Origin of the sequence: Pseudomonas sp. BF-B-30 (genome assembly GCF_019956305.1) — a bacterium.
Classification (GTDB): domain Bacteria; phylum Pseudomonadota; class Gammaproteobacteria; order Pseudomonadales; family Pseudomonadaceae; genus Aquipseudomonas; species Aquipseudomonas jessenii.
Window position 1 is genome coordinate 1 of sequence record NZ_JAHBDG010000031.1, and the last position, 22,525, is coordinate 22,525.

Sequence of the window (22,525 nt, forward strand, 5' to 3'; positions counted from 1 at the left end):
GCTCAGCAATCGTTGGTTACATCTTTGATTTCTCGCGGAGTAACTTGTGATGCTGATAATCTGTTGACTAGCAGTCTGACTCCACAAGCACCCACACGAATTGCTTGATTCAGTTGTTAAAGAGCGGCTGGTTAAGATCTTTCGTCTCAACCGAGGTGCGCATCTTACAGCGCATCTTTTCAATTTGCAACCTTAAAAGTTTCTGATTTTTCAACAAAATCAACTACTTAAACCAAGAGCCACATCAAACTGCTCGTTAGCGGGAGGCGAATAGTACAGTATTAAAATACGTGGTCAACCCCCCACCTGAAAATTCTTCTTCCTTGCCAAAGCGTCCGGGCCGCCACCATGAGAACCTCCAGCATCTATATAAAGCACTGGGACAGCAACGAACCCAAACCACATCACTTGGACATATAGATACAACAATGGTGAGAAAGCCCTACGGCAAATGGATACCCAGGGGATCCCAAGAGCATGACGGGCATCACGTCAAAAATGCCGGGACACGAAATGCCCTCCCCGACCAATACGACAGAAACGAAAAAGCCCCTGAAATGTTTAACCACTTCAGGGGCTTCGTCTTGTTCAATAATGGCGGAGAGATAGGGATTCGAACCCTAGGTACCGGTGAAGGTACAACGGATTTCGAATCCGTCCCATTCGGCCACTCTGGCATCTCTCCAACGGCGCGCATCATAACAACACTTTCGCAGGAAGCGAACCCCCTAAGCGAAATATTTCTGTGCTATCAGATGCTTGCGTCGGTTAAAGCGGTACGCCCAGGCGATTGGCGACTTCTTCATAGGCTTCGATGACGTCACCGAGGCCCTGACGGAAGCGGTCCTTGTCCATTTTCTTGCCGGTGGCCTTGTCCCACAGACGGCAGCCGTCCGGACTGAATTCGTCGCCCAGCACGATGGAGCCATCGTGGAACACGCCGAACTCCAGTTTGAAGTCGACCAGCAGCAGGCCGGCGCCATCGAACAGTTTGCTCAGGACTTCGTTGACCTTGAGCGACAGCTCTTTCATGCGCACCAGTTGCTCGGCCGTGCCCCAACCAAAGGCCACGACATGGGATTCGTTGATGAACGGGTCGCCCTTGGCGTCGTCCTTCAGGAACAGTTCGAAGGTGTAAGGGTTGAGCTTCATGCCCTCTTCGACACCCAGACGCTTGACCAGGCTGCCGGCGGCGTAGTTACGCACGACGCATTCGACCGGGATCATGTCGAGTTTCTTCACCAGGCATTCGTTGTCGCCCAGCAATTTGTCGAATTGGGTCGGCACGCCGGCCGCTTCGAGCTTCTGCATGATGAAGGCGTTGAACTTGTTGTTCACCATGCCTTTGCGGTCGAGCTGCTCGATGCGCTTGCCGTCGAACGCCGAGGTGTCGTTACGAAACAGCAGGATCAAGCGGTTAGCGTCGTCGGTCTTGTAAACCGACTTGGCTTTGCCGCGGTAGAGTTCTTCACGTTTTTCCATGATGGGCTCCGCTTGCTAAGTAGATGGGCTAGGCGATATGTCGCCAGTCGAGCCCTGAATCTTGATCGGCCAGTTGCAGCCAGTCCGGGTCGCACCCAAGGGTGTCGACAAAACATTGCCGGGCCAGCCGCGGCAGGTTGTTCTTGCTGCTCAGATGGGCCAGGACCAGGTGTTGCAGGTCTTTCCAGCCCAGCTCGGCCACCAGGAATGCCGCCTGGTGGTTATTCAAATGCCCCAGTTCACCGCCTACCCGCTGCTTGAGAAAGTACGGGTAATGACCGCGAGCCAGCATGTCACGACAGTGATTGGACTCGATCATCAACGCATCGAGGTCCCGATAGCCGTCCAGCACCTTGTCACAATACGAGCCCAGGTCGGTCAACAGGCCGAAGCGCCGTAAACCGTCACTGAAAACATATTGCGTCGGTTCTTGTGCATCGTGGGCCACGGCAATGACACCGATGCTCAAGTCGCCGATTTGCAGTTGATCGCCGCCGGCCAGAAAGCCTGCCGGCTCAATAGGTTTGCGCATCCCGCGCAAGGTCCCGCGACTGAGGTAGACAGGCAGATTGTAGCGCCGAGACAGCAAACCCACGCCATGCACGTGGTCGGCATGTTCGTGGGTCACGAGTATCGCGCTCAGCTGCGCAGGGTTCACACCCAGGCGCAGCAGGCGTTTTTCGGTTTCCCGCAGGGAAAAACCACAATCCACCAATACGTACGTATCAGCGCTGGCTATCAGCGTGCCGTTCCCTTGACTACCGCTGCCGAGAACGGCAAAACGCATAGGATCAGCCCAGGTTGTCCTGAATCTTGCTCAACACTTTACGCGCCACATCGGCCGGCGCCACGGTGTTGATGTTTTTCTCTACGGTGACCTGGACGTTCTCGCCAACCTTGCTCAGGCGAACCTGATAACGCTCGGCGCGGGCCTCAAGCTCTTCCTTGCTCGGCGCGCTGCCGAACAGGCTGCTGAAGAAGCCTGGCTTGTCGTCTTTGCTCTCGGCTTTTTCGGCCAGGTTGATGTAGTACAGGCCCAGGCTGCGGTTGATGTCTTCAACACGCCATTCGCCTTGTTCCAGCGCACGACCGACGCTCGACCAGGCACGATCCAGATCGGTACCGACGTTCAGCACAGGGTTGCCGCTGCCGTCTTCACTCAGGCTGACACGACTTGGCGCGTCGAAATCACGCGAAGCCAGCATGGAGACCGAACCGCCCTTCTCGGAGATACGGCTCATGCTCGCGAGCATGTCGTCGACCAGTGCCGCGTCCAGGCCAGTGTTGACCGAACGGTTGGTGAAGGCCACGTCGGCGGTGCTGCCGGCGGGACGCTCGGCGCTGACCACATAGACTTCACTGGTGTTGCGCTGCACGCCCGGTTCGATGCGCACCCGCACGCGGGTTTCGCTGTCCGTGCTGACGCCGGCCGCGCTCAGGCGCTTGGCCATGGCCGCAGACAGTTCATCGGAATGCTGCCAGGTCGTGGTGAATTCACCGGTTTGCGGACGCTGTTCATCCAGACGGAAACCGTTGTCCTGGAAGAACTGAACGGCGACGGGCCAGACTTCAGCCGGCGGATTCTGCGCCAGGATGGAGCTGGAGCCGCCGCTCTTCTGCAGGGAGTAGGCACCGGCGTCAGCACCCGCGGTCAGCGGCTGCGGCCGAGGAACGATGTATTCGCCCTTGGCGGTGTCATCGGCCACGTTGCGCGGGATCGGCAACAGCGGATCCAGACGCTTGGCGGTACGGACATCCGGTGGCATTTGCATCGGTGCAGTCTGTTGCGCTTCCAGGTAATCGCTACCACGGTCACGGAAATAACCTTCCGGGCCCCAGATCCATCCACAGCCACTGGTGCTGGAGATAATCAAGGCAAGTGCGGAAAGTCCGGCCATTCGCTTCATGCGTTGTACTTCCTCAATTAAACCAGGACGCCGCACTGGCGCAGGGCCGTGCGCAGCGTTTCGTGACAAGGTGCGCTCAGCCAGGTCAACGGCAGGCGGATGCCTTCGTGCATCAGGCCCATTTCAACCAAAGCCCACTTCACCGGAATCGGGTTGGCTTCGATGAACAGGTCCTTGTGCAGCGGCATCAGTTTTTCGTTGATTGCCCGTGCAGTCTCGGCATCCCCCTTGAGGGCGGCCTCGCACAGATCGGCCATTTCACGCGGTGCGACGTTGGCGGTAACGGAGATGTTGCCCTTGCCGCCCATCAGGATCAGCTCGACCGCGGTCGGATCATCGCCGGAAAGGACGATGAAGTCCTTGCTTACGCCGTCGAGGATGGCCTTGGCGCGCTTGAGGTCGCCGGTCGCTTCCTTGATACCGATGATGTTCGGCACGGTGGACAGGCGGATCACGGTTTCGGCCTGCATGTCGCAGGAGGTGCGGCCGGGAACGTTATAGAGAATCTGCGGGATGTCGACCGATTCGGCGATGTGCTTGAAGTGCAGGTACAGGCCTTCCTGGGTCGGCTTGTTGTAGTACGGCACTACCAGCAGGCAGGCATCGGCGCCGGCTTCCTTGGCATTACGGGTCAATTCGACGGCTTCGCGGGTCGAATTGGCGCCGGTACCGGCAATCACCGGAATACGACCGTTGACCTGCTTGACCACGGCACGGATGACTTCGATGTGCTCGTTGACGTCGAGGGTTGCCGACTCGCCGGTGGTGCCGACGGCGACAATGGCATGGGTGCCGTTTTCAAGGTGGAAGTCCACGAGTTTGCTGAGGCTGTCCCAGTCAAGACGCCCCTGTGCATCCATGGGTGTGACCAGTGCCACCATACTGCCCGCAATCATGAAACCGCTCCTGCCGGAAAAAGAGAGCCGTAATGGTACTGGCGCCAAGATGCTTGCACAAGCGAAGTACTGTGCTGCCGCCATTCCCCTTGGCGCCGGTTTTCGCTACCCTTCAGACTTTGATCGGTACAGACAAGCTCGCGCGCCGGGTTTCAGCCTCCATTTACGGCATCACAAGCCCTGATCCAGCGTTGCCGCCTCTCGCTCCCGCCCTGCCGGAGCACGTCGCGACCTGCCGCTTGGGGGTTTCTGAATTCGCATCCGCAGGCTCGCCCCGGCAAAACGCCCTCTGGACGTACCGACCGCTCATCGCTTTAGGAATGCTGCATGTCCACCCCCACAGTTCGCGAACAATTCCTTGTTATCAGTGCCCTCGGCGCCAACCCCATGGAGCTGACCAACGTCCTGTGCCGCGCCAGCCATGAAAACCGCTGCGCCGTTGTCACCTCTCGCCTGACCCGCCATGGCGAATGCAGTGCCCTGGTGCTGGAAATCTCCGGTAGCTGGGATGCCCTGGCACGCCTGGAAGGCAGCCTGCCGGTATTGGCCAAGCGGCATGCGTTCACGGTCAACGTGGTGCGCAGCGCGGCCCTGGAAAACCGCCCTCAGGCCCTGCCGTACGTCGCTTATGTCAGCTCGGCCTACCGCTCGGACATCATCAACGAGCTGTGCCAGTTCTTCATGGACCACAATGTCGAGCTGGAAAACCTGACCTGCGACACTTATCAGGCTCCGCAGACCGGCGGCACCATGCTCAACGCCACGTTTACCGTGACCTTGCCGGCCGGCGTGCAAATCAGCTGGCTGCGCGATCAGTTCCTGGATTTTGCCGACGCGCTGAACCTCGATGCCCTGATCGAACCCTGGCGCCCACAGAACCCAATGTAAGGAAGCTTTCATGGCCGTTGCCATCGACCAACCGGTTGCCGATTTCCAAGCCCCCGCCACCAGCGGGCAAACCGTCAGCCTCGCCGGCCTGAAAGGCAAGCAGGTAGTGATCTACTTCTACCCCAAGGACAGCACACCGGGCTGCACGACCGAGGGGCAGGGCTTTCGTGATCAATACGCTGCGTTCAAGGCCGCCAATACCGAAGTGTTCGGCGTGTCTCGCGACAGCCTCAAATCCCACGAGAACTTCAAGTGCAAACAGGAATTCCCCTTTGAGCTGATCAGCGACAAGGACGAAGCCATCTGCCAACTGTTCGACGTGATCAAGCTGAAAAAGCTCTACGGCAAGGAATACATGGGCGTGGATCGCAGCACGTTCCTGATCGACAAGGATGGCGTACTGCGTCAGGAATGGCGCGGCGTGAAGGTGCCGGGGCATGTTGATGCGGTTCTGGCGGCTGCTCAGGCACTGAACAAGGCCTGATTCTATCGACGCCTGTGAAGGCGCTTTCGCGAGCAAGCCCGCTCCCACATTAGACGGTGTTTTTCTGAACAACTCGGTCAACTGTGGGAGCGAGCTTGCTCGCGAAGGGGCCATCAGCCCCACTGAACGATCAAACCTGCCCCTTAAAGCAGCGGCGCCACCTCCGGCTCCTTGCGCGGCCAGGCATCCAGCACGGCCTTGAACAGCGTCGCCAGGGGAATCGCGAAGAACACCCCCCAGAACCCCCACAACCCGCCAAACAACAGCACTGCGCAGATGATTGCCACCGGGTGCAGGTTGACCGCCTCCGAGAACAACAATGGCACCAGCACGTTGCCATCCAGCGTCTGAATGATCCCGTAGACCGCCATCAAGTATATGAACTGATCGCTCCAGCCCCACTGGAACAGCGCAATCAGAAACACGGGCACGGTCACCACCACGGCGCCGACATAAGGCACCACCACCGAAATCCCAACCAGCAGTGCCAGCAGCGCCGCGTAATTGAGTTCCAGGACAACAAAGGCGATGTAGGTCACGCCACCGCAAATGAAGATTTCGATGACCTTGCCGCGAATGTAATTGGCGATCTGCCGGTTCATTTCATGGGCGACCCGGGTGATCAATGCCCGCTCACGGGGCAGGTAACCGCGCACCCACTGGCCGATCATGGCCCGATCCTTGAGGAAGAAGAACACCAGGATCGGCACCAGCACCAGGTAGATCATGATGTTCACCAGCAATGGCAGGCTCGACAGCGAGAACGTCAGTGCCCACTGACCAAACTTGCCGATTTCGCCCCGTGCCGCTTCGATGGCCTGCAGTACCTGCTCATCGGACACCAGATGCGGATAGCGTTCGGGCAGCAGCAGCAACAGCGACTGCCACTTGGCGAGCATGCCGGGCAACTCGTTGAACAGGGTGATCAGTTGATGCCAGAGCAATGGCACGACAACCACGATAAACACCAGCAACAGCCCCATGAACAACGCAAAGACCAGCCCCACCGCGACCCCGCCCGGCACCCGCAGGCGCTCGAGGGTCACCACCAGCCCCTGCATCAGGTACGCCAGCACCATCCCGGCGAGCACCGGCGCCAGCATACCGCCCAGGGTCAGCACGGCGGTGAACGCCAGAAACAGCAGGACAGCCAGCACCACCGCTTCTTCATCGGAGAAATAGCGCTGAATCCAGTCGCGCAACACTTTGAACATCAATAATCCTTAGGAGTAAACGCAGCCGATTTCAGGCTTTTTTCAACCAATAGCGGTAAACACCCGCCTCATCTTCTTCACGAAGCAGGGTATGACCGGCCAATCGGGCAAAGGTGCGAAAGTCGCGTTGCGAACCCGCATCGGTGGCGATGACCTTGAGCACCGCGCCACTGGCCAGCCGGTTGAGCTCCATCTTGGCCTTGAGCAACGGCAACGGGCAATTCAGGCCGCTGGCATCCAGTTCAACGTCATGCTCTACAGCGTCGGTCATTGCATCACTCCGGGTCAGGTGGTTGTGTTGCCTAGAATATCTGGTCGCAACGCCGGTGTCCGGCTACAGTAAGGTCTTTGTCGACTAAGGCTTTGTGCATGACTTTTTTGCGCCCCACCCTGCTGACGCTCGCTTGCCTGCTCGCCTCACCGGGCTTTGCCGACGACCTGCCGTCACTCGGCGACGCCAGTTCTGCCATTGTCTCACCGCAACAGGAATACCAGCTCGGTCGCGCCTGGCTGGCAATGTTGCGCAGTCAGGTTTCACAGCTCAACGATCCGCAGCTCAAGAATTACGTGGAATCCAGCGTTTACCGACTGGTCGAGACCAGCCAGGTCACTGACCGACGCCTGGAATTCATCCTGATCAACAGCCCGCAGCTCAACGCCTTTGCAGCGCCGGGCGGGATCGTCGGGGTGAACGGAGGTTTGTTCCTCAACGCCCAGACCGAGGGCGAATACGCTTCGGTACTGGCGCACGAATTGGCTCACTTGTCGCAGCGCCACTTTGCCCGGGGCGTCGAAGCGCAGCAACGCATGCAAGTACCGATGATGGCTGCATTGCTGGCGGGTATCGTGCTGGCAGCCGCCGGTGGCGGTGACGCCGGGATCGCGGCCATTGCCGGCACACAGGCCGCAGCCATCCAGGAACAGCGGCGATTCTCCCGCCAGAACGAGCAGGAAGCCGACCGTATCGGCATCCTCAATCTGGAAAAGGCCGGTTACGATCCCCGCTCGATGCCAACCATGTTCGAACGGCTGGGGCGTCAGTACCGCTACGATGCCAAGCCACCGGAATTTCTGCTGACCCACCCGGTCACTGAATCGCGTATCGCCGACACCCGCAACCGCGCCGAACAGTTTCCAAAGGGCGGTATCGAAGACAGCATGCGCTACCAACTGATCCGCGCACGCGTACAGCTGATCTATGAAGAAACCCCGGGGCTTGGTGCCAAGCGCTTCCGCGCCCAGCTCGACGAGAACCCGAAAAACGACGTGGCACGCTACGGCCTGGCGATCGCCCAGATCAAGGGCGGCCATCTGAACGAAGCACGGGAAAACCTCAAGCAGTTGCTGGCCAAGTCACCCAACGAAATCATCTACAACCTGGCTCAGGTCGATCTGGATATCACCAATAATCGCCTGGCGGATGCCCAGTCCCGGGTTGACCGGTTGATGGGCCAATACTCTGGCAACTACCCGCTGAACCAGATCCGCGTCGACCTGCTGCTCAAGCAAAACCGTACTGCGGATGCGGAGAAAGCCCTCGAAAGCCTGCTCAAGTCCCGCCCGGATGATCCGGACGTGTGGTATCAGGTTGCCGAGACGCGCGGCCTGTCGGGCAATATCATCGGCCTGCATCAGGCTCGCGCCGAATACTTTGCGCTGGTCGGTGACTACAAACAGGCCATTCAGCAACTGGACTTCGCCAAACGCAGGGCTGGCAGCAACTTCCCGCTGTCTTCGCGGATCGACGCGCGACAACGCGAGCTGATGGAACAAGAGCGCATGATCAAGGACATGATGGGCTGACGCCCCGGCGACAAAAGGTCCGGACACAAAAAAACCGCCTCTTTCGAGGCGGTTTTTTATGCAACCAACAACCGGGTTATTCGGCCAGCTTGAAGGTGATGAAGCTCGCACGCCCCTGACGCAGTACCCGCATCGACACCGAACGGTTCTTTGGCAGCGCCTTGGCGATGTCCGCGAACTCCTTGGTGGAACCGATGGCCTGGTTGTTCAGATGGGTGATCACATCACCCGGCTGCAAGCCGATCATGGCAGCAGGGCCGTCCTGTACTTCCTTGATCAGCACACCACCCTTGAGGTCGTAGGTTTTCTTCTGCTCGTCAGTCAGCTCGACCACGGAAACACCCAGGCGATTACTGCTGCGCTCAATGCTGGATTTTGGCAGCGCATCCAGCTCCTTGCCTTCTTCCGGAATCGCGCCGACCGTCAATTCGACATTCTTGCGCTTGCCGTCACGAATCACTTCCAGATCGGCCTTGTTGCCAGCCTTCAACGCGCCAACCAGATGCGGCAGGTCGGCCGACATGACGATTGGCTGACCGTTCATGCTCAGGATCACGTCGCCAACTTGCAGGCCGCCCTTGGCAGCCGGACCATCGTCCTGGATCTGGGCGACCAGCGCACCGGCCGGCTTCTCCAGGCCGAACGACTCGGCCAGATCCTTGCTCACTTCCTGAATCACGACGCCCAGCCAGCCACGGCTGACCTTGCCACCGGATTTCAGCTGATTGGAAACATCCATGGCCACGTCGATCGGGATTGCAAACGACACGCCCATGAAGCCACCGGAGCGGGTATAGATCTGCGAGTTGATCCCGACCACCTCACCGTTGAGGTTGAACAGCGGACCGCCGGAGTTACCCGGGTTGATCGGCACGTCGGTCTGGATGAACGGCACATAGTTTTCGTTCGGCAAGCTGCGACCGACGGCGCTGACGATGCCTTGTGTCACCGTGTGGTCAAAGCCGAATGGCGAACCGATCGCGACAACCCATTGGCCAGCCTTCAGGTCCTGGGATTTACCGAGCTTGAGCACTGGCAGATCCTTGCCTTCGATTTTCAGCAGCGCCACGTCGGAACGTGGATCGGTACCGATCAGCTTGGCTTTCATTTCGCTGCGATCGGCCAGGCGGACGAGGATTTCGTCAGCATCGGCGATCACGTGATTATTGGTCAGGATATAGCCATCGGAAGAGATGATGAAACCCGAACCCAGGGAGGTTGCCTCGCGCTGACGGTCACGAGGTGAGCGCGATTGTGGCGGCATGCCCCGTTCGAAGAATTCGCGCAGCATCGGTGGCAAGCCTTCGAGGTCGGGCATTTGCTGGTTGACTTTGCGATCCGGCAGCTTTTGCGTGGTACTGATGTTCACGACCGCAGGCGAAGCCTGTTCGACCAGTTGCGTAAAATCAGGCAATTCGACCGCTTGGGCGGTGACCGCCTGACCGAGCACCAGCACGGTGGCAATAATGGAAAGGTAGGACTTCAAGCGTGGTATCGACATACGGCTCCCGTTACGACGAGCATGGTTAAGCGATATGGAGCAAGGAACACCGGGAACAATACGCCGGTATTTTTGTTCCGGGAACAACAAACAAGGCCAGAGCCGAGGGGCTCTGACCTATAAAAAATTTACGGGATTTTTGCAAACTGAAATGCTCACGAAACATTTCAAATTCAGCTCACTGCTTGGTTGCAGCGGCGTCGGTGCGCATCGAAAGCGCTATCCGTTCAGCAGTACCGACCGGTATCTCGCCAACAACAGTCACCATCATGTCGCCCTGTGCCGTGGCCAAGCGCCGGGAAACCGCAACGGTCGGTCCCAACTGAGTACGGGTGTCGGTGACTGTTGCGCCATTCAACGGCTCGAGGAATACCGAAAAGCGCGTCAGGCCATCGTCATACATCAGGCTATTGACCTGGGTCTTGGTCTGCGGATCCTTGCGAGCGGTGCTGCTGGTCAGCTCGAAGCCGGGCGGCAACCAGTCGGAACGCCAGACCTGGGCAGCCTTGACGGCAGAGGCCTTGTCACTTTCGAGATTGACTGGCTTGCAATCATTACTGGCCTGCAGGTCTTGTTCGGAAGGGACGTCAGCGGTATCCATTTGCGTGAACTGGAAGCGCTCCAACAACCGCCCCTTGTCGTCCAGTAGCAAGGACTTCAGAGGCAGGCCGGTTTCCTTGTCCAGATGCAGTTCAAAACCATAGCGGTGCTGATCACGGGGTGTCAGCGATACGATCACCGCCGAACGCCCGGCGACACGCGACTTGCCGATGACGGCCAGGTCATACCAATTCTTGAGCTTTTGAGGATCGAGTGCACGGGCGGCGGAGTTCGGGGAGTCCCCAAGCCCTGCTATCAGTGTGCCGCTGACGCATTGGGTTTGCCCATCAATGCGAACGACTTCCTGAGCGGAACCGTCGAGCTGGATCAAACGCTCGCGGACCTTTCCATCCTGGACGCGGTGCCAGATGTTATGGGTAGAAAAACTACCGTTACGCTCGTAGACGAAAGTACCCTGAAAGCTTTGCTGTTGCTCTGCCTGGCCCAGGCGGGTCAACCAGTCCTGGGCTTCACCGGCTTGGGCTGGAACGATGAACCAGCCGCTGAGCAGAAGCGAAAGTAGAGGTATGGCGCGCATGATCCTCCTTAACGGTTTTCCAGACTTGCGGCACGAGCGTAAGGCAGAGCGCTCTCAGTGCCTTTCAATGCAGCCTGTTGTGCGTGTTGGCGCAAGTAACCTGGCAGACGCTGATCGTGCCAGCCTGGCTGACCTTGCAGTACGCCGTTGGCCATTGGGCCAGTAGCATCCGAACTCTCATTGTAGCCTGCCAAAACGGCTGGGCCTTTTACTTGTGGAGCAGCCAGTCCGGGTTGAGCGGATTGCTGGGCCAGTTCGACACCGGCGATCTCATCCTGGTTGTACAGACGCACACCGGCCAGCACCGCCAGGGTCACCGAGGCAGCGACCGCCAGACGACCCAGGCTGCGCCATGGACCACGGGAAGCTTTTGCCGGTACGGCTTCGTCAGCCAGGGCAGCAGAAACAGCCGCGGCGATGTCCAGGCGTGGAAGCAGCAGATCCTTGTGCATCACTGCCCGAGCGATCTGATAACGAGCCCAGGTTTCACGGGTTTCTACATCGTCACAGGCATTCAATACCCGACGCAATTCCAATTCGTCCGCTTCGTTATCCATCACTGCGGACAGCGATTCCTGCAGGGCTTCACGACTCATGGCGTTCCTCTCTTGGCTGTCGCCGCTGTCTTTAGTTTTCCTGCAACAACGGCTGCAGGGCTTTGTCGATGGCCTCCCGGGCGCGGAAAATCCGGGAGCGCACGGTGCCTACCGGACATTGCATGACACTCGCAATGTCCTCGTAACTCAGACCATCAAACTCACGTAAAGTTAAAGCCGTACGCAAATCTTCCGGCAGTTGCTGAATGGTTCGATGGACGGTGCCTTCGATCTCATCCCGCAGCAAAGCCCGCTCTGGCGACTCGAGATCCTTGAGGCCATGATCGCCATCGTAGAACTCTGCATCCTCGGAACTGACATCGCTATCCGGCGGCCGACGGCCGCGTGAAACCAGATAGTTTTTCGCCGTGTTGATGGCGATGCGGTAAAGCCACGTATAAAACGCGCTGTCTCCGCGAAAATTTCCTAGTGCACGGTATGCCTTGATAAAGGCTTCTTGTGCCACATCCTGGGCTTCATGGGTGTCGTGCACGAAACGCACGATCAACCCGAGAATTTTGTGCTGGTATTTCAGCACTAGCAGATCGAAAGCACGCTTGTCGCCGCGCTGAACGCGTTCGACCAGTTGCTGATCCTCTTCCTGGGTTAGCATGAACACTCCTCGATGAGCTCGGAGGAGGCTTGCAGAAGTAAACCACCAGACTTGCAAACATAGACTCGGGCTTTTCGCAAAAGTTCTCCCCCTCCAGGCAAGTTTCCTGCGGGCTCTGATTTGGCACGCACGAAAAGCGCAGCACGAGTTGACCCGGCTGCGCGGATAATCTTGTCATCGGATTCTTCAGCAAGGATCGAACTGCAATCCGGCACTGAAGCCGACACTGTCCCTTGTTTCAGGCAACCGTCTATTGATCTTGGCCCTTTGGCAAAAGTTCCAATTATTTATAGCCGTACCAACCCGACATTGTGCAACCGTGAAGGGAAAAAGACTGTTAAATCGGCGATACAGTCATTCTCGCGCCCAACGGGCAGAAAAACATCCGACGAAGCGACCGATGTTTTGCGTCACGGTAGTTTCACAATGCCATGCTAGCTCGGGTATTGTGCCGCTCCCCCCCTCTATATACTAGTGGGCAGTGCGGCTGCATTGACTCGAAAGTCCAGCTGCGCCACCCCCGACCCGGGTCGCTTTGAGCGGAATCCTGAAATGAGCCAACAGTTTCAACACGATGTTCTGGTAATTGGCAGCGGTGCTGCCGGCTTGAGCCTTGCGCTGACCTTGCCCGGTCATTTGCGCATTGCCGTTCTGAGCAAGGGCAACCTCGCCAATGGCTCGACTTTCTGGGCCCAGGGCGGCGTTGCGGCCGTTCTCGATGACACCGATACCGTTGAGTCCCATGTGGATGACACCCTCAATGCCGGCGGCGGCCTGTGTCATGAGGACGCCGTGCGCTTTACCGTCGAGCACAGCAGGGAAGCGATTCAATGGCTGATCGACCAGGGCGTGCCCTTTACCCGCGATGAACAGTCGAGTAACGAAGATGGCGGGTTCGAGTTCCACCTCACCCGCGAGGGCGGTCACAGCCATCGGCGCATCATCCACGCAGCCGATGCCACCGGCGCTGCCATTTTCACCACCCTGCTCGACCAGGCCCGGAAACGACCGAACATCGAACTGCTGGAGCAGCGGGTTGCGGTTGACCTGATTACCGAGAAACGCCTGGGACTCGAAGGTGATCGCTGCCTCGGCGCCTATGTGCTCAATCGCGGCACCGGCGAAGTCGATACCTACGGCGCCCGCTTTGTGATCCTCGCCTCCGGTGGTGCGGCCAAGGTTTACCTCTACACCAGTAACCCTGACGGCGCCTGCGGCGATGGCATCGCCATGGCCTGGCGCTCGGGCTGCCGGGTGGCGAACCTGGAATTCAACCAGTTCCACCCTACTTGCCTGTATCACCCGCAAGCCAAGAGCTTCCTGGTCACCGAAGCCCTGCGAGGCGAAGGTGCCCACCTGAAGCTACCCAACGGCGAGCGCTTCATGCAGCGCTTCGATCCACGGGCCGAATTGGCCCCACGAGACATCGTCGCCCGGGCCATCGACCATGAAATGAAGCGCCTGGGCATCGACTGCGTCTATCTGGACATCAGCCACAAACCCGAAGCCTTCATCAAGACGCACTTCCCGACGGTGTACGAACGCTGCCTGGAATTTTCCATCGACATCACCAAACAACCGATCCCGGTGGTCCCGGCGGCGCACTACACCTGCGGCGGCGTGATGGTCGATCAACAGGGTCGCACCGATGTGCCCGGGCTGTACGCCATCGGCGAAACCAGTTTCACCGGCCTGCACGGCGCCAACCGCATGGCCAGCAACTCGCTGCTGGAATGTTTCGTCTATGCCCGCTCGGCGGCCGCGGACATTCTCGAACAGTTGCCCCGGGTTCCGATGCCAACGCCCCTTCCCGCCTGGGATGCGAGCCAGGTCACCGATTCCGATGAAGACGTGATCATTGCGCACAACTGGGATGAGCTGCGGCGGTTCATGTGGGACTACGTTGGCATCGTGCGCACCAACAAGCGCCTGCAACGGGCGCAACATCGCGTGCAGCTGTTGCTGGATGAAATCGACGAGTTCTACAGCAACTACAAGGTCAGCCGGGACTTGATCGAGCTGCGCAACCTGGCCCAGGTTGCCGAGCTGATGATTCTGTCAGCCATGGAGCGCAAGGAAAGCCGTGGCCTGCATTACACCCTCGACTACCCGGACATGTTGCCGGTCGCGCTGGACACTATTCTGGTGCCGCCCACCTACGTCGGCTGAACTTGAGCCGCACCCGCAGGCGTCGGTGCACATCCGCCGCCTGCGCATCCCGGGGTACGCAAATGGCCCTGACCCGGCGCTCGCCACGCAGACGGAAACGCAGTACCACCACCAACGGCAGCGCCAGGCTGTCCGGCCTCAGTTGTACGGCCTGCCAACCCCTTGCCCGACTCCACAACTGCCAGCCATCGGCATCGCGCCGCAAGCCGCAAAAGGCCTGCGGGTGCGTCAGCAGGATTTGCCGGGGCAACAGCCAGGCTCCGTGAACCACGCACAGCACGACGCCGAGCAAGCTGGCCCAGACCGGAATCGACAGTAAAAACAACGAACCCAACGCGAACAGCTGGGCCAGAAGATAGGCCGCCAGCAACTGCCGTGAGGCATGCCAGCGGCATTCGAACCCATTACTTGGGCTGGACACGATCCAGGATCATGCGAACCATGCGTTGCAGCTCAGGATCTTCCGATTCGCTGCGTTCCATGAACCAGCCGAACATGTCCTGATCTTCACATTCGAGCAACCTGACATAGCAGGCGCGATCAACCTCGTTGAGGTGCCGATAAACCTCTTTCACAAACGGCACCAGCAACACATCAAGCTCAAGCATGCCGCGGCGGCTGTGCCAATAGAGGCGGTTCAGTTCAACATCTTCGACCATGGAGCGCTCCTCAAATAGGCCGCAAGTATACAGGCCCGCGCCCCGTCGAACAGTCGGCTTTGGTCGGCCACCGTCGAGCCTTTGTTAACTACCCATTTCGAAGGCGGCCCCTTATGATGTCCATCAGACTTTTTACCCTGCGATGACCCATGGCCGATTCTGCTTTTTTCTGCACCCTTTCTCATGAAGGTGTTCTCGCGGTCCGCGGCGCGGACGCCAGCAAATTCCTGCAAGGCCAACTGACCTGCAACCTCAACTACCTGAGCGATTCCCGGGCCAGCCTCGGTGCCCGCTGCACGCAAAAAGGCCGGATGCAATCGAGTTTCCGCATCCTGCTCGAGGGTGACGGCGTGGTCCTGGCCATGGCCACCGAATTGCTCGAACCGCAACTGGCGGACCTGAAAAAATACGCGGTATTTTCCAAGTCGAAACTGACCGACGAAAGTGCCGCCTGGGTCCGCTTCGGCGTCGACCATGGCGACGCCGCACTGGTCAGCCTCGGTCTGGACCTGCCGGCAGAAGCCGACAGCGTCGTGCGCAACGATGGACTGATCGCCATCCGCGTCTCGCCTGATCGTGCCGAACTGTGGGTTGCCGCCGGTCAAGCCGATGCGGTCAAAGGCAAGCTTTCGGCTGTGCTGAGCGAAGGCGATCTGAATCAATGGCTGCTGGGCCAGGTCCGCGCCGGAATCGGCCAGGTCATGCCCGGCACCCGCGAGTTGTTCATCCCCCAGATGCTCAACCTGCAAGCGGTCGGTGGCGTGAGTTTCAAGAAAGGTTGCTACACCGGGCAGGAAATCGTCGCGCGGATGCAGTACCTGGGCAAACTCAAGCGCCGCCTGTATCGCCTGCAACTGGCTGCCGGCGAACTGCCTGAGCCGGGTACCCCGCTGTTTTCCCCGACCCACGGCAGCGCCATCGGCGAAGTGGTGCTGGCGGCCCGCGCCGGACAGAACATTGAACTCCTGGCTGTGTTGCAAGCCGAAGCAGCAGAAAGTGGAGACATCCACTTGGGCGCGCTCGAAGGGCCGTCCTTGCAGCTGCTCGACCTGCCTTATGAACTGGACCGCGACCGCGAAATCCAGCAATAACGGCAGTACTTGGCGCGACACCTAGAGAGACTAAATGAGCAAGCTGGCGGAAAAGGTCCAACAGGATTTGGTTGAGGCCATCAATAACGATGACCTGGTTCTGCCAACGTTACCGGAAGTGGCCCTGCAGATTCGCAAGGCCGCGGAAAACCCGGAAGTCAGCGTCAGTACCCTGAGCAAAGTGATCGGCCGTGATACCGCGCTGTCGGCACGCCTGATCAAAGTGGTCAACAGCCCACTGTTGCGCGCGACCCAGGAAGTGACCGATCTGCATACCGCGATCACCCGCCTGGGCATCAACTACAGCTGTAACCTGGCGATCGGCCTGGTCATGGAGCAGATTTTCCATGCCCGCTCCGATGTGGTGGAACAGAAAATGCGCGATGTCTGGCGTAAAAGCCTGGAAATCGCCGGCGTCAGCTACGCCTTGTGCCGCAGTTGCACCCGACTAAAGCCCGATCAGGCGGCCCTTGGCGGCCTGGTGCACCAGATCGGCGTGCTGCCGATCCTGACCTACGCCGAAGATCACTACGAGCTGCTGTCCGACCCGGTCAGCCTCAACCATGTGATCGACCGGATTCATCCGCTAATCGGCGAAAAACTGCTCAGGGTCTGGGAATTTCCCGACATGCTGGTGCAAGTGCCGCGGCTATACCTGAACTTCAAGCGCCAGTCTGCGCAGGTCGACTATGTGGATCTGGTACAGGTGGCCAGCCTGTATTGCCTGCAGGACACCGATCACCCGCTCGCCAGTACCGATGCGTTGAACGTACCGGCCTACAAGGCACTTGGAATCGATTTTGACGACAAGGCGATGTGCGCCGACCTGGAAGAAACGCGCACGATGTTTTACTGATCAAAGACCGCGTTGCCCCCTTCGCGAGCAAGCCCGCTCCCACATTGAACCGAGTCGCCGCTGATCAAATGTGGGAGCGGGCTTGCTCGCGAAGGGGCCTGAACAGACGCGGCATCAATCCCCCGCAACAAAACTCACCCGCACCTTCAACCCCGCCCGCTCGCCATCGTGCAGGCTGATCTGGGCCAGATGCGCGCGGCAGATCTCACCGACAATCGCCAACCCCAATCCGGAACCGGCCACTTGCTGATTGCGGCGATAAAAGCGCTCGAATACCCGATCGCGTTCTTCAAGAGGTATGCCGGGGCCATCATCTTCGACTTCCAGCACGGCGGGCGCCGAGACCCGCAGAATCACGTTGCCACCCGGCGGCGTGTGGGCCAGTGCGTTATCCACCAGATTGCTCAGCAGCTCGTTCAATAACGTCGGCTCGCCCCGCAGCCAGACCGGCTCATCCGCCTCCAGCGCCAGCGCGATACCACGCTTGTGGGCCAACGGCGCCATGGCCATGCCCAGCTCCCGTGCCAACTGACTCAGGTCGAGTAACTGCGCGCCGCCCTCGGCAATCGCCCGTGCGCCATTTTCGACCCGCGCCAGGGAAAGCAACTGATTGGCCAGATGAGTCAATCGATCAGTGCTCTGGGCGGCATTCTCCAGGGTGCTGCGCCAGACATCGGGCTCAGCCGAGCGCTGGCCCAGCTCCAGGCGCGCCTTGAGTGCCGCCAGCGGAGTGCGCAGTTCGTGGGCGGCATCGGCGATGAATTGCGCCTGCTTCTCGAACTGGCCACGCAAGCGCTCGGTAAAGTGATTGAGTGCGCGCACCAGCGGCCACAATTCGCGCTGCACTTCCACCAAAGGCAAGGGGCGCAGATCGTCCGGCTGGCGCTCTTCCACCGCCGTGCGCAAGCGCTCCAGCGGGCGCAACGCAGCACTCACCGCGAACCACACCAGCATCAACGCACCGATTGCCAGCATGCCCAGGCGCAGCAAAGTATCCGCCGCCAGACTGCGGGCCATGCTGACGCGCGCCTCATCGGTTTCCGCCACGCGAATTTCCGCCATGCCGTTCATGTTCGGCTCGCTCACGGGCTTGAGCAGGCTCACCACGCGCACGTTCTGCCCACGGTACTGGGCGTTGTAGAAACGTGCGAGCGCCGGATAGTCATCGGTGCGCGGCGTTCCCGGCGGTGGCGCGGGCAGGTTTTCGTAACCGGAAATCAGCTTCTGATTGATGTCGTTGACCAGGTAGAAAATTCGCCCGGCACTGTCGTAGGCAAAGGTATCGAGGGCCACGTAGGGCACGTCGGCACTCAGGGTGCCGTCGCGCTGGGAGACGCCCGCAGCGATGGTTCGCGCCGACGCCAGCAGGGTCCGGTCATAGGCCGTATCGGCAGCTTCGCGTCCGTTCCAGTAGGCGCTCAAACCACTGGCCAGCATCAACACCACCAGCAGCAGCGCCAGGTTCCACAGCAACCTCCAGCGCAGGCTGCTGGGCTTATGCATCGCGGCTTTCCAGCAAGTAACCGAGGCCGCGGAAGGTCACGATGGCGACCGGCTGACCGTCGAGTTTCTTGCGCAGGCGGTGCACGTAGATTTCGATGGCATCGGGGCTGGCTTCTTCGTCGAGGCCGAACACTTGCGACGCCAGCTGCTCCTTGCTCATCACCCGACCGGGGCGCGCGATCAGGGCTTCGAGCACGGCCTGTTCGCGGGAGGTCAGGGTCAGCAATTCTTCCCCGAGGGTGAAACGCCGGGTTTCCAGGTCGTAGGCCAGCACACCGCAACGCTGAATGCGCTCACCGCCCAGCACGCTGCGGCGCAACAAGGCTTTGACCCGGGCTTCGAGTTCGGTCAGTTCGAACGGCTTGGCCAGGTAGTCGTCGGCGCCGAGGTTGAGGCCGTGGACCCGGTCCTTGACGTCGCTGCGGGCGGTCAGCATCAACACCGGCAGGTTCTTGCCCCGCGCCCGCAAACGCGCCAGCACTTCGAAACCATCCATGCGCGGCAAGCCGACGTCGAGGATCGCCATGGCGTATTCCTCGCTGCCCAGCGCCAGGTCGGCTGCCACGCCATCGTGCAAAACGTCCACGGTCAGCCCGGTGCTCTTGAGCGCCTGGGCGACACTTTCGGCGAGCTGCAAATGGTCTTCGACGAGCAGAACACGCATGGATCTTTACCTCATTCCGGGATGGTCGACGCCATTCTCTGGCGCGAAGTTTACAGCCGCAACCGCCGCTGTGAAGCCCGAAAACCGTGAAAGTCAGCTGAAAGGTTAGCGAAAGGTTAGCCCGTTACAGTCCAGCCACGGACAGTTTCGACTGCCGTCGCTGCAGCCACACAGCGATACGAAAAACGCCTCGAAGCGTTTTCGACAAATAAGAACAATAAACGGAGTAAGTCATCCATGCAGTCCCTGCAGACCCAGGCTATCGCGCCTGCCCGCCTCTCCCGTTTCAGCCACACTGCGCTTGCCAGCGCTGCCGCCCTTGCCGGCTTTTCACCGTTGAGCCAGGCCGCATTCTTCGAAGACAGCTCGGCCACTTTCGAAACCCGCAACATGTACTTCAATCGCGACTTTCGCGACGGCACCAGCGCCCAACAGTCCAAGCGTGACGAGTGGGCCCAGGGGTTCATGCTCAATCTGAAATCAGGCTACACCGACGGCACCGTGGGGTTCGGTGTCGATGCGCTGGGCATGATGGGGGTCAAGCTCGATTCGAGCCCGGACCGTACCGGTACCGGCCTGCTGCCGACCGACGATGGGCGCGCCGTCGACGAATACTCCAAGCTCGGCCTGACCGGCAAAATGAAAATCTCCGCCAGCGAGCTGAAAGTCGGCACCCTGATCCCGGAACTGCCGATCCTCAAGCCCAATGACGGGCGCATCCTGCCGCAGACCTTCGAGGGCGGCATGCTGACCTCCAAAGAGCTCAAGAACCTGACCTTCACCGGCGGGCGTCTGGATAAAGCCAAGGACCGTGACAGCACCGACTTCGAGGACATTGCCCTCAACAACAAGAACGGCCGTTTCGCTGGCACCGTGGCCGGCAAGCACTTTGATTTTGGCGGCCTGGACTACAAGCTCACCGACAAGATCACCGGCAGCTACCACTTCGCGCAACTCGATGAAGTCTACAACCAGCATTTCCTCGGCTTGATCGCTTCGCAGCCATTCGGCCCCGGCACCTTTGCCACCGACCTGCGGTTTGCCATCAGTGATGACCAGGGCGAGGCCCGTGGCGGCAAGATCGACAACAAGTCCCTCAACGGCCTGGTGAGTTACGCCTTGAGTGGCCACAAGTTCAGCGCGGGCTACCAGCACATGTCCGGCGACAGTGCATTCCCGTATGTGGATGGCGCCGACCCGTACCTGGTGAACTTCGTGCAGATCAACGACTTTGCCGGCGCCGAAGAACGCTCCTGGCAAGCCCGTTATGACTTCGACTTCGTCACCCTCGGCGTCCCCGGTCTGACCTTCATGAGCCGTTACGTGAGCGGTGACAACATCAAGCTCAAGAACGGTGACGAAGGCAAAGAGTGGGAACGCAACTCCGAGATTAAATATGTTGTACAAAGCGGCGCGCTCAAGGATGTCGCCGTGCGCCTGCGCAATGCCACCTACCGCTCCAACTACTCTGCTCGCGATGCCGATGAAGTGCGTCTGCTGGTGAGCTATAGCGTTGCCCTTTGGTAATTCAGTGCGTCCATAACAACAACTCCCAAGGAGACTTGAATGAACCTGTCAATGCGTAAAATTGCCCTCGCGGCCAGCGTACTGCTGTTTACCGGCCATGCGCTTGCCGAACCCAAACGCCCGGAATGCATCGCCCCGGCCTCGCCCGGCGGTGGTTTCGACCTGACCTGCAAACTGGCGCAAAGCGCGCTGATCAACGAAAAACTGCTGACCAAACCGATGCGCGTGACCTACATGCCCGGCGGCGTTGGCGCAGTGGCCTACAACGCAGTGGTCGCCCAACGTCCGGCCGATGCCGGCACCCTGGTGGCCTGGTCCAGTGGTTCGCTGCTGAACCTGGCCCAGGGCAAGTTCGGCCGTTTCGATGAAAACAACGTGCGCTGGCTCGCCGCTGTCGGCACCAGCTACGGCGCCATCGCGGTGAAAAGCGATTCGCCCTACAAGACCCTGGACGATCTGGTACAGGCGCTGAAGAAAGATCCGAGCAAAGTGGTGATCGGTTCCGGCGGCACCGTCGGCAGCCAGGACTGGATGCAGACCGCCCTCATCGCCAAGGCCGCCGGGATCAACCCCCGTGACCTGCGTTACGTTGCCCTCGAAGGTGGCGGCGAGATTGCTACCGCCCTGCTTGGCGGCCACATCCAGGTCGGCAGCACCGACATCTCCGACTCCATGCCGCACATCCAGAGCGGCGACATGCGCCTGCTGGCGGTGTTCTCCGACAAGCGCCTGGACGAGCCGGAAATGAAGGACATTCCGACAGCCCGCGAGCAAGGCTACGACATCGTCTGGCCGGTGGTTCGCGGCTTCTACCTCGGGCCAAAAGTCAGCGATGAAGACTATGCCTGGTGGAAGGACTCCTTCGACAAGCTGCTGGCCTCCCCCGAGTTCGCCAAGCTGCGCGACCAGCGTGAACTGTTCCCGTTCGCCATGACCGGCCCGGAACTGGACACCTACGTGAAGAAGCAGGTTGCGGACTACAAAGTGCTGGCCAAAGAGTTCGGCCTGATCCAGTGATCGCCTCTGTCTAGCGGCCGCGGCTCCGTTTGGCGGAGTCGCGGCACAGGAGTTCCCCATGCTCTTACAACGCATTTTTGCTTCGGTGCTGTTGCTGGCCTGCCTCAGCCTGGTGGCGATGGCCTGGCCCTACCAGGCACCTTTTTCCTACGAACCGATCGGCCCGCGAGCCTTCCCCCTGCTGATGCTGGGACTGATGGGCCTGGCGCTGGTGTACATGGTGTATCGCCCTTCGCCGATCAAGCACACCGATGAAGAGCCACCGCTGGATCGCGAAACCCTGACCAAAATTGGTGTTTGCGTACTGTTGCTGCTGGTCTTCGCCGGGCTGTTCGAACCGCTGGGCTTCATTCTCAGCAGCATGCTGGTTGGCATACCGATGGCTCGCCTGTACGGCGGACGCTGGCTGCCGGGCGCGATAATCATCAGTCTGATGAGCGTCGGTCTGTACCTGCTGTTCGACAAAGTCATGGACGTGCCACTGCCTCTGGGCCTGCTCGACGTTCTGGAGAACTGA

Annotated in this window: 23 protein-coding genes and 1 tRNA gene; 9 read left to right on the forward strand and 15 right to left on the reverse strand. The window is 59.7% G+C overall.

The window, feature by feature from the left end:
- Positions 1–595 precede the first annotated feature (595 nt).
- From KGB29_RS16640 to dapA, 5 genes are all read right to left on the reverse strand, one after another.
- Positions 596–685, reverse strand: a tRNA-Ser gene (locus tag KGB29_RS16640).
- 83 nt (positions 686–768) lie between these two features.
- A complete protein-coding gene (gene purC, locus KGB29_RS16645; protein ID WP_154947592.1) occupies positions 769–1,482 on the reverse strand; it encodes a phosphoribosylaminoimidazolesuccinocarboxamide synthase in 714 nt (237 codons plus the stop codon).
- Between the two features lie 28 nt (positions 1,483–1,510).
- Positions 1,511–2,269 (reverse strand): MBL fold metallo-hydrolase, encoded by a 759-nt coding sequence (locus KGB29_RS16650; RefSeq protein ID WP_057716015.1) that lies wholly within the window; start codon positions 2,267–2,269, stop codon positions 1,511–1,513.
- Positions 2,270–2,273: 4 nt separating this feature from the next.
- Positions 2,274–3,389 (reverse strand): outer membrane protein assembly factor BamC, encoded by a 1,116-nt coding sequence (gene bamC / locus KGB29_RS16655; RefSeq protein WP_057716016.1) that lies wholly within the window; start codon positions 3,387–3,389, stop codon positions 2,274–2,276.
- Positions 3,390–3,406: 17 nt separating this feature from the next.
- Positions 3,407–4,285, reverse strand: coding sequence for a 4-hydroxy-tetrahydrodipicolinate synthase (gene dapA / locus KGB29_RS16660; protein ID WP_057716017.1), 879 nt, complete (start codon positions 4,283–4,285; stop codon positions 3,407–3,409).
- 327 nt (positions 4,286–4,612) lie between these two features.
- Here dapA and KGB29_RS16665 point away from each other — a divergent pair, with 327 nt between their 5' ends.
- Together KGB29_RS16665 and KGB29_RS16670 are read left to right on the forward strand one after the other, a co-directional pair.
- Positions 4,613–5,173 carry a glycine cleavage system protein R gene (locus tag KGB29_RS16665; protein ID WP_007979776.1) on the forward strand — a complete coding sequence of 187 codons (561 nt, stop codon included), beginning with the start codon at positions 4,613–4,615 and terminating at the stop codon, positions 5,171–5,173.
- A 10-nt stretch (positions 5,174–5,183) separates the two neighbouring features.
- On the forward strand, positions 5,184–5,657 hold the full coding sequence (locus KGB29_RS16670; RefSeq protein ID WP_154861745.1) for a peroxiredoxin: 474 nt from the start codon (positions 5,184–5,186) through the stop codon (positions 5,655–5,657).
- A 143-nt stretch (positions 5,658–5,800) separates the two neighbouring features.
- Here KGB29_RS16670 and KGB29_RS16675 read toward each other — a convergent pair whose 3' ends face one another.
- Both KGB29_RS16675 and KGB29_RS16680 read right to left on the reverse strand, forming a co-directional pair.
- Positions 5,801–6,871 carry an AI-2E family transporter gene (locus tag KGB29_RS16675; RefSeq protein ID WP_057716019.1) on the reverse strand — a complete coding sequence of 357 codons (1,071 nt, stop codon included), beginning with the start codon at positions 6,869–6,871 and terminating at the stop codon, positions 5,801–5,803.
- A 31-nt stretch (positions 6,872–6,902) separates the two neighbouring features.
- A complete protein-coding gene (locus KGB29_RS16680) occupies positions 6,903–7,142 on the reverse strand; it encodes a sulfurtransferase TusA family protein (protein ID WP_007979782.1) in 240 nt (79 codons plus the stop codon).
- 98 nt (positions 7,143–7,240) lie between these two features.
- Between KGB29_RS16680 and KGB29_RS16685 the strand changes: the two genes are divergently transcribed.
- Entirely contained in the window at positions 7,241–8,674 is a 1,434-nt protein-coding gene (locus tag KGB29_RS16685) for a M48 family metalloprotease (protein ID WP_150814285.1), read from the forward strand.
- 76 nt (positions 8,675–8,750) lie between these two features.
- Here the strand turns inward: KGB29_RS16685 and KGB29_RS16690 are convergent, their stop codons facing one another.
- From KGB29_RS16690 to rpoE, 4 genes are all read right to left on the reverse strand, one after another.
- On the reverse strand, positions 8,751–10,175 hold the full coding sequence (locus KGB29_RS16690) for a DegQ family serine endoprotease (protein WP_090453675.1): 1,425 nt from the start codon (positions 10,173–10,175) through the stop codon (positions 8,751–8,753).
- A 178-nt stretch (positions 10,176–10,353) separates the two neighbouring features.
- Positions 10,354–11,313, reverse strand: coding sequence for a MucB/RseB C-terminal domain-containing protein (locus tag KGB29_RS16695; RefSeq protein WP_057716022.1), 960 nt, complete (start codon positions 11,311–11,313; stop codon positions 10,354–10,356).
- Between the two features lie 8 nt (positions 11,314–11,321).
- A complete protein-coding gene (locus tag KGB29_RS16700) occupies positions 11,322–11,909 on the reverse strand; it encodes a sigma-E factor negative regulatory protein (protein ID WP_057716023.1) in 588 nt (195 codons plus the stop codon).
- A gap of 31 nt (positions 11,910–11,940) precedes the next feature.
- Entirely contained in the window at positions 11,941–12,522 is a 582-nt protein-coding gene (gene rpoE, locus KGB29_RS16705) for an RNA polymerase sigma factor RpoE (protein ID WP_003172477.1), read from the reverse strand.
- Positions 12,523–13,074: 552 nt separating this feature from the next.
- On the opposite strand from rpoE, the gene nadB reads away from it, so the two are divergent.
- Positions 13,075–14,691 carry an L-aspartate oxidase gene (nadB, locus tag KGB29_RS16710; protein ID WP_057716024.1) on the forward strand — a complete coding sequence of 539 codons (1,617 nt, stop codon included), beginning with the start codon at positions 13,075–13,077 and terminating at the stop codon, positions 14,689–14,691.
- On the opposite strand, the gene KGB29_RS16715 is transcribed toward nadB, so the two are convergent.
- Both KGB29_RS16715 and KGB29_RS16720 read right to left on the reverse strand, forming a co-directional pair.
- Positions 14,660–15,112: a protein YgfX gene (locus KGB29_RS16715; protein ID WP_154947593.1), complete on the reverse strand. Its 453-nt coding sequence runs from the start codon at positions 15,110–15,112 to the stop codon at positions 14,660–14,662. The two genes, nadB and KGB29_RS16715, sit on opposite strands and share 32 nt — an antisense overlap.
- A complete protein-coding gene (locus KGB29_RS16720) occupies positions 15,096–15,350 on the reverse strand; it encodes a succinate dehydrogenase assembly factor 2 (RefSeq protein WP_057716026.1) in 255 nt (84 codons plus the stop codon). The genes KGB29_RS16715 and KGB29_RS16720 overlap by 17 nt, the downstream gene beginning before the upstream one ends.
- A 149-nt stretch (positions 15,351–15,499) precedes the next feature.
- Between KGB29_RS16720 and KGB29_RS16725 the strand changes: the two genes are divergently transcribed.
- Together KGB29_RS16725 and KGB29_RS16730 are read left to right on the forward strand one after the other, a co-directional pair.
- Positions 15,500–16,441: a YgfZ/GcvT domain-containing protein gene (locus tag KGB29_RS16725; RefSeq protein WP_150814283.1), complete on the forward strand. Its 942-nt coding sequence runs from the start codon at positions 15,500–15,502 to the stop codon at positions 16,439–16,441.
- A gap of 34 nt (positions 16,442–16,475) precedes the next feature.
- The gene (locus KGB29_RS16730) at positions 16,476–17,297 is read left to right on the forward strand and encodes an HDOD domain-containing protein (protein ID WP_057716028.1); all 822 of its coding nucleotides are present in this window, start codon (positions 16,476–16,478) and stop codon (positions 17,295–17,297) included.
- A gap of 114 nt (positions 17,298–17,411) precedes the next feature.
- On the opposite strand, the gene KGB29_RS16735 is transcribed toward KGB29_RS16730, so the two are convergent.
- Both KGB29_RS16735 and KGB29_RS16740 read right to left on the reverse strand, forming a co-directional pair.
- Positions 17,412–18,800, reverse strand: coding sequence for a sensor histidine kinase (locus KGB29_RS16735; protein WP_150814282.1), 1,389 nt, complete (start codon positions 18,798–18,800; stop codon positions 17,412–17,414).
- Positions 18,793–19,464 carry a response regulator gene (locus KGB29_RS16740; RefSeq protein WP_007979804.1) on the reverse strand — a complete coding sequence of 224 codons (672 nt, stop codon included), beginning with the start codon at positions 19,462–19,464 and terminating at the stop codon, positions 18,793–18,795. Before KGB29_RS16740 ends, KGB29_RS16735 begins: the two co-directional genes overlap by 8 nt.
- Positions 19,465–19,701: 237 nt before the next feature.
- On the opposite strand from KGB29_RS16740, the gene KGB29_RS16745 reads away from it, so the two are divergent.
- From KGB29_RS16745 to KGB29_RS16755, 3 genes are read left to right on the forward strand one after another with little or no spacing between them, the layout of a single operon-like run.
- On the forward strand, positions 19,702–20,991 hold the full coding sequence (locus KGB29_RS16745) for an OprD family porin (RefSeq protein WP_154947595.1): 1,290 nt from the start codon (positions 19,702–19,704) through the stop codon (positions 20,989–20,991).
- A gap of 39 nt (positions 20,992–21,030) precedes the next feature.
- Positions 21,031–22,008 (forward strand): Bug family tripartite tricarboxylate transporter substrate binding protein, encoded by a 978-nt coding sequence (locus tag KGB29_RS16750; protein ID WP_154947596.1) that lies wholly within the window; start codon positions 21,031–21,033, stop codon positions 22,006–22,008.
- Between the two features lie 58 nt (positions 22,009–22,066).
- Positions 22,067–22,525, forward strand: coding sequence for a tripartite tricarboxylate transporter TctB family protein (locus KGB29_RS16755; RefSeq protein ID WP_057716032.1), 459 nt, complete (start codon positions 22,067–22,069; stop codon positions 22,523–22,525).

What these genes read in the sequence shown, in the direction of transcription:
- purC (WP_154947592.1), bottom strand. Translation starts at nt 1,482, where the DNA reads ATGGAAAAACGTGAAGAACTCTACCGCGGCAAAGCCAAGTCGGTTTAC.
- KGB29_RS16650 (WP_057716015.1), bottom strand. Translation starts at nt 2,269, where the DNA reads ATGCGTTTTGCCGTTCTCGGCAGCGGTAGTCAAGGGAACGGCACGCTG.
- bamC (WP_057716016.1), bottom strand. Translation starts at nt 3,389, where the DNA reads ATGAAGCGAATGGCCGGACTTTCCGCACTTGCCTTGATTATCTCCAGC.
- dapA (WP_057716017.1), bottom strand. Translation starts at nt 4,285, where the DNA reads ATGATTGCGGGCAGTATGGTGGCACTGGTCACACCCATGGATGCACAG.
- KGB29_RS16665 (WP_007979776.1), top strand. Translation starts at nt 4,613, where the DNA reads ATGTCCACCCCCACAGTTCGCGAACAATTCCTTGTTATCAGTGCCCTC.
- KGB29_RS16670 (WP_154861745.1), top strand. Translation starts at nt 5,184, where the DNA reads ATGGCCGTTGCCATCGACCAACCGGTTGCCGATTTCCAAGCCCCCGCC.
- KGB29_RS16675 (WP_057716019.1), bottom strand. Translation starts at nt 6,871, where the DNA reads ATGTTCAAAGTGTTGCGCGACTGGATTCAGCGCTATTTCTCCGATGAA.
- KGB29_RS16680 (WP_007979782.1), bottom strand. Translation starts at nt 7,142, where the DNA reads ATGACCGACGCTGTAGAGCATGACGTTGAACTGGATGCCAGCGGCCTG.
- KGB29_RS16685 (WP_150814285.1), top strand. Translation starts at nt 7,241, where the DNA reads ATGACTTTTTTGCGCCCCACCCTGCTGACGCTCGCTTGCCTGCTCGCC.
- KGB29_RS16690 (WP_090453675.1), bottom strand. Translation starts at nt 10,175, where the DNA reads ATGTCGATACCACGCTTGAAGTCCTACCTTTCCATTATTGCCACCGTG.
- KGB29_RS16695 (WP_057716022.1), bottom strand. Translation starts at nt 11,313, where the DNA reads ATGCGCGCCATACCTCTACTTTCGCTTCTGCTCAGCGGCTGGTTCATC.
- KGB29_RS16700 (WP_057716023.1), bottom strand. Translation starts at nt 11,909, where the DNA reads ATGAGTCGTGAAGCCCTGCAGGAATCGCTGTCCGCAGTGATGGATAAC.
- rpoE (WP_003172477.1), bottom strand. Translation starts at nt 12,522, where the DNA reads ATGCTAACCCAGGAAGAGGATCAGCAACTGGTCGAACGCGTTCAGCGC.
- nadB (WP_057716024.1), top strand. Translation starts at nt 13,075, where the DNA reads ATGAGCCAACAGTTTCAACACGATGTTCTGGTAATTGGCAGCGGTGCT.
- KGB29_RS16720 (WP_057716026.1), bottom strand. Translation starts at nt 15,350, where the DNA reads ATGGTCGAAGATGTTGAACTGAACCGCCTCTATTGGCACAGCCGCCGC.
- KGB29_RS16725 (WP_150814283.1), top strand. Translation starts at nt 15,500, where the DNA reads ATGGCCGATTCTGCTTTTTTCTGCACCCTTTCTCATGAAGGTGTTCTC.
- KGB29_RS16730 (WP_057716028.1), top strand. Translation starts at nt 16,476, where the DNA reads ATGAGCAAGCTGGCGGAAAAGGTCCAACAGGATTTGGTTGAGGCCATC.
- KGB29_RS16735 (WP_150814282.1), bottom strand. Translation starts at nt 18,800, where the DNA reads ATGCATAAGCCCAGCAGCCTGCGCTGGAGGTTGCTGTGGAACCTGGCG.
- KGB29_RS16740 (WP_007979804.1), bottom strand. Translation starts at nt 19,464, where the DNA reads ATGCGTGTTCTGCTCGTCGAAGACCATTTGCAGCTCGCCGAAAGTGTC.
- KGB29_RS16745 (WP_154947595.1), top strand. Translation starts at nt 19,702, where the DNA reads ATGCAGTCCCTGCAGACCCAGGCTATCGCGCCTGCCCGCCTCTCCCGT.
- KGB29_RS16750 (WP_154947596.1), top strand. Translation starts at nt 21,031, where the DNA reads ATGAACCTGTCAATGCGTAAAATTGCCCTCGCGGCCAGCGTACTGCTG.
- KGB29_RS16755 (WP_057716032.1), top strand. Translation starts at nt 22,067, where the DNA reads ATGCTCTTACAACGCATTTTTGCTTCGGTGCTGTTGCTGGCCTGCCTC.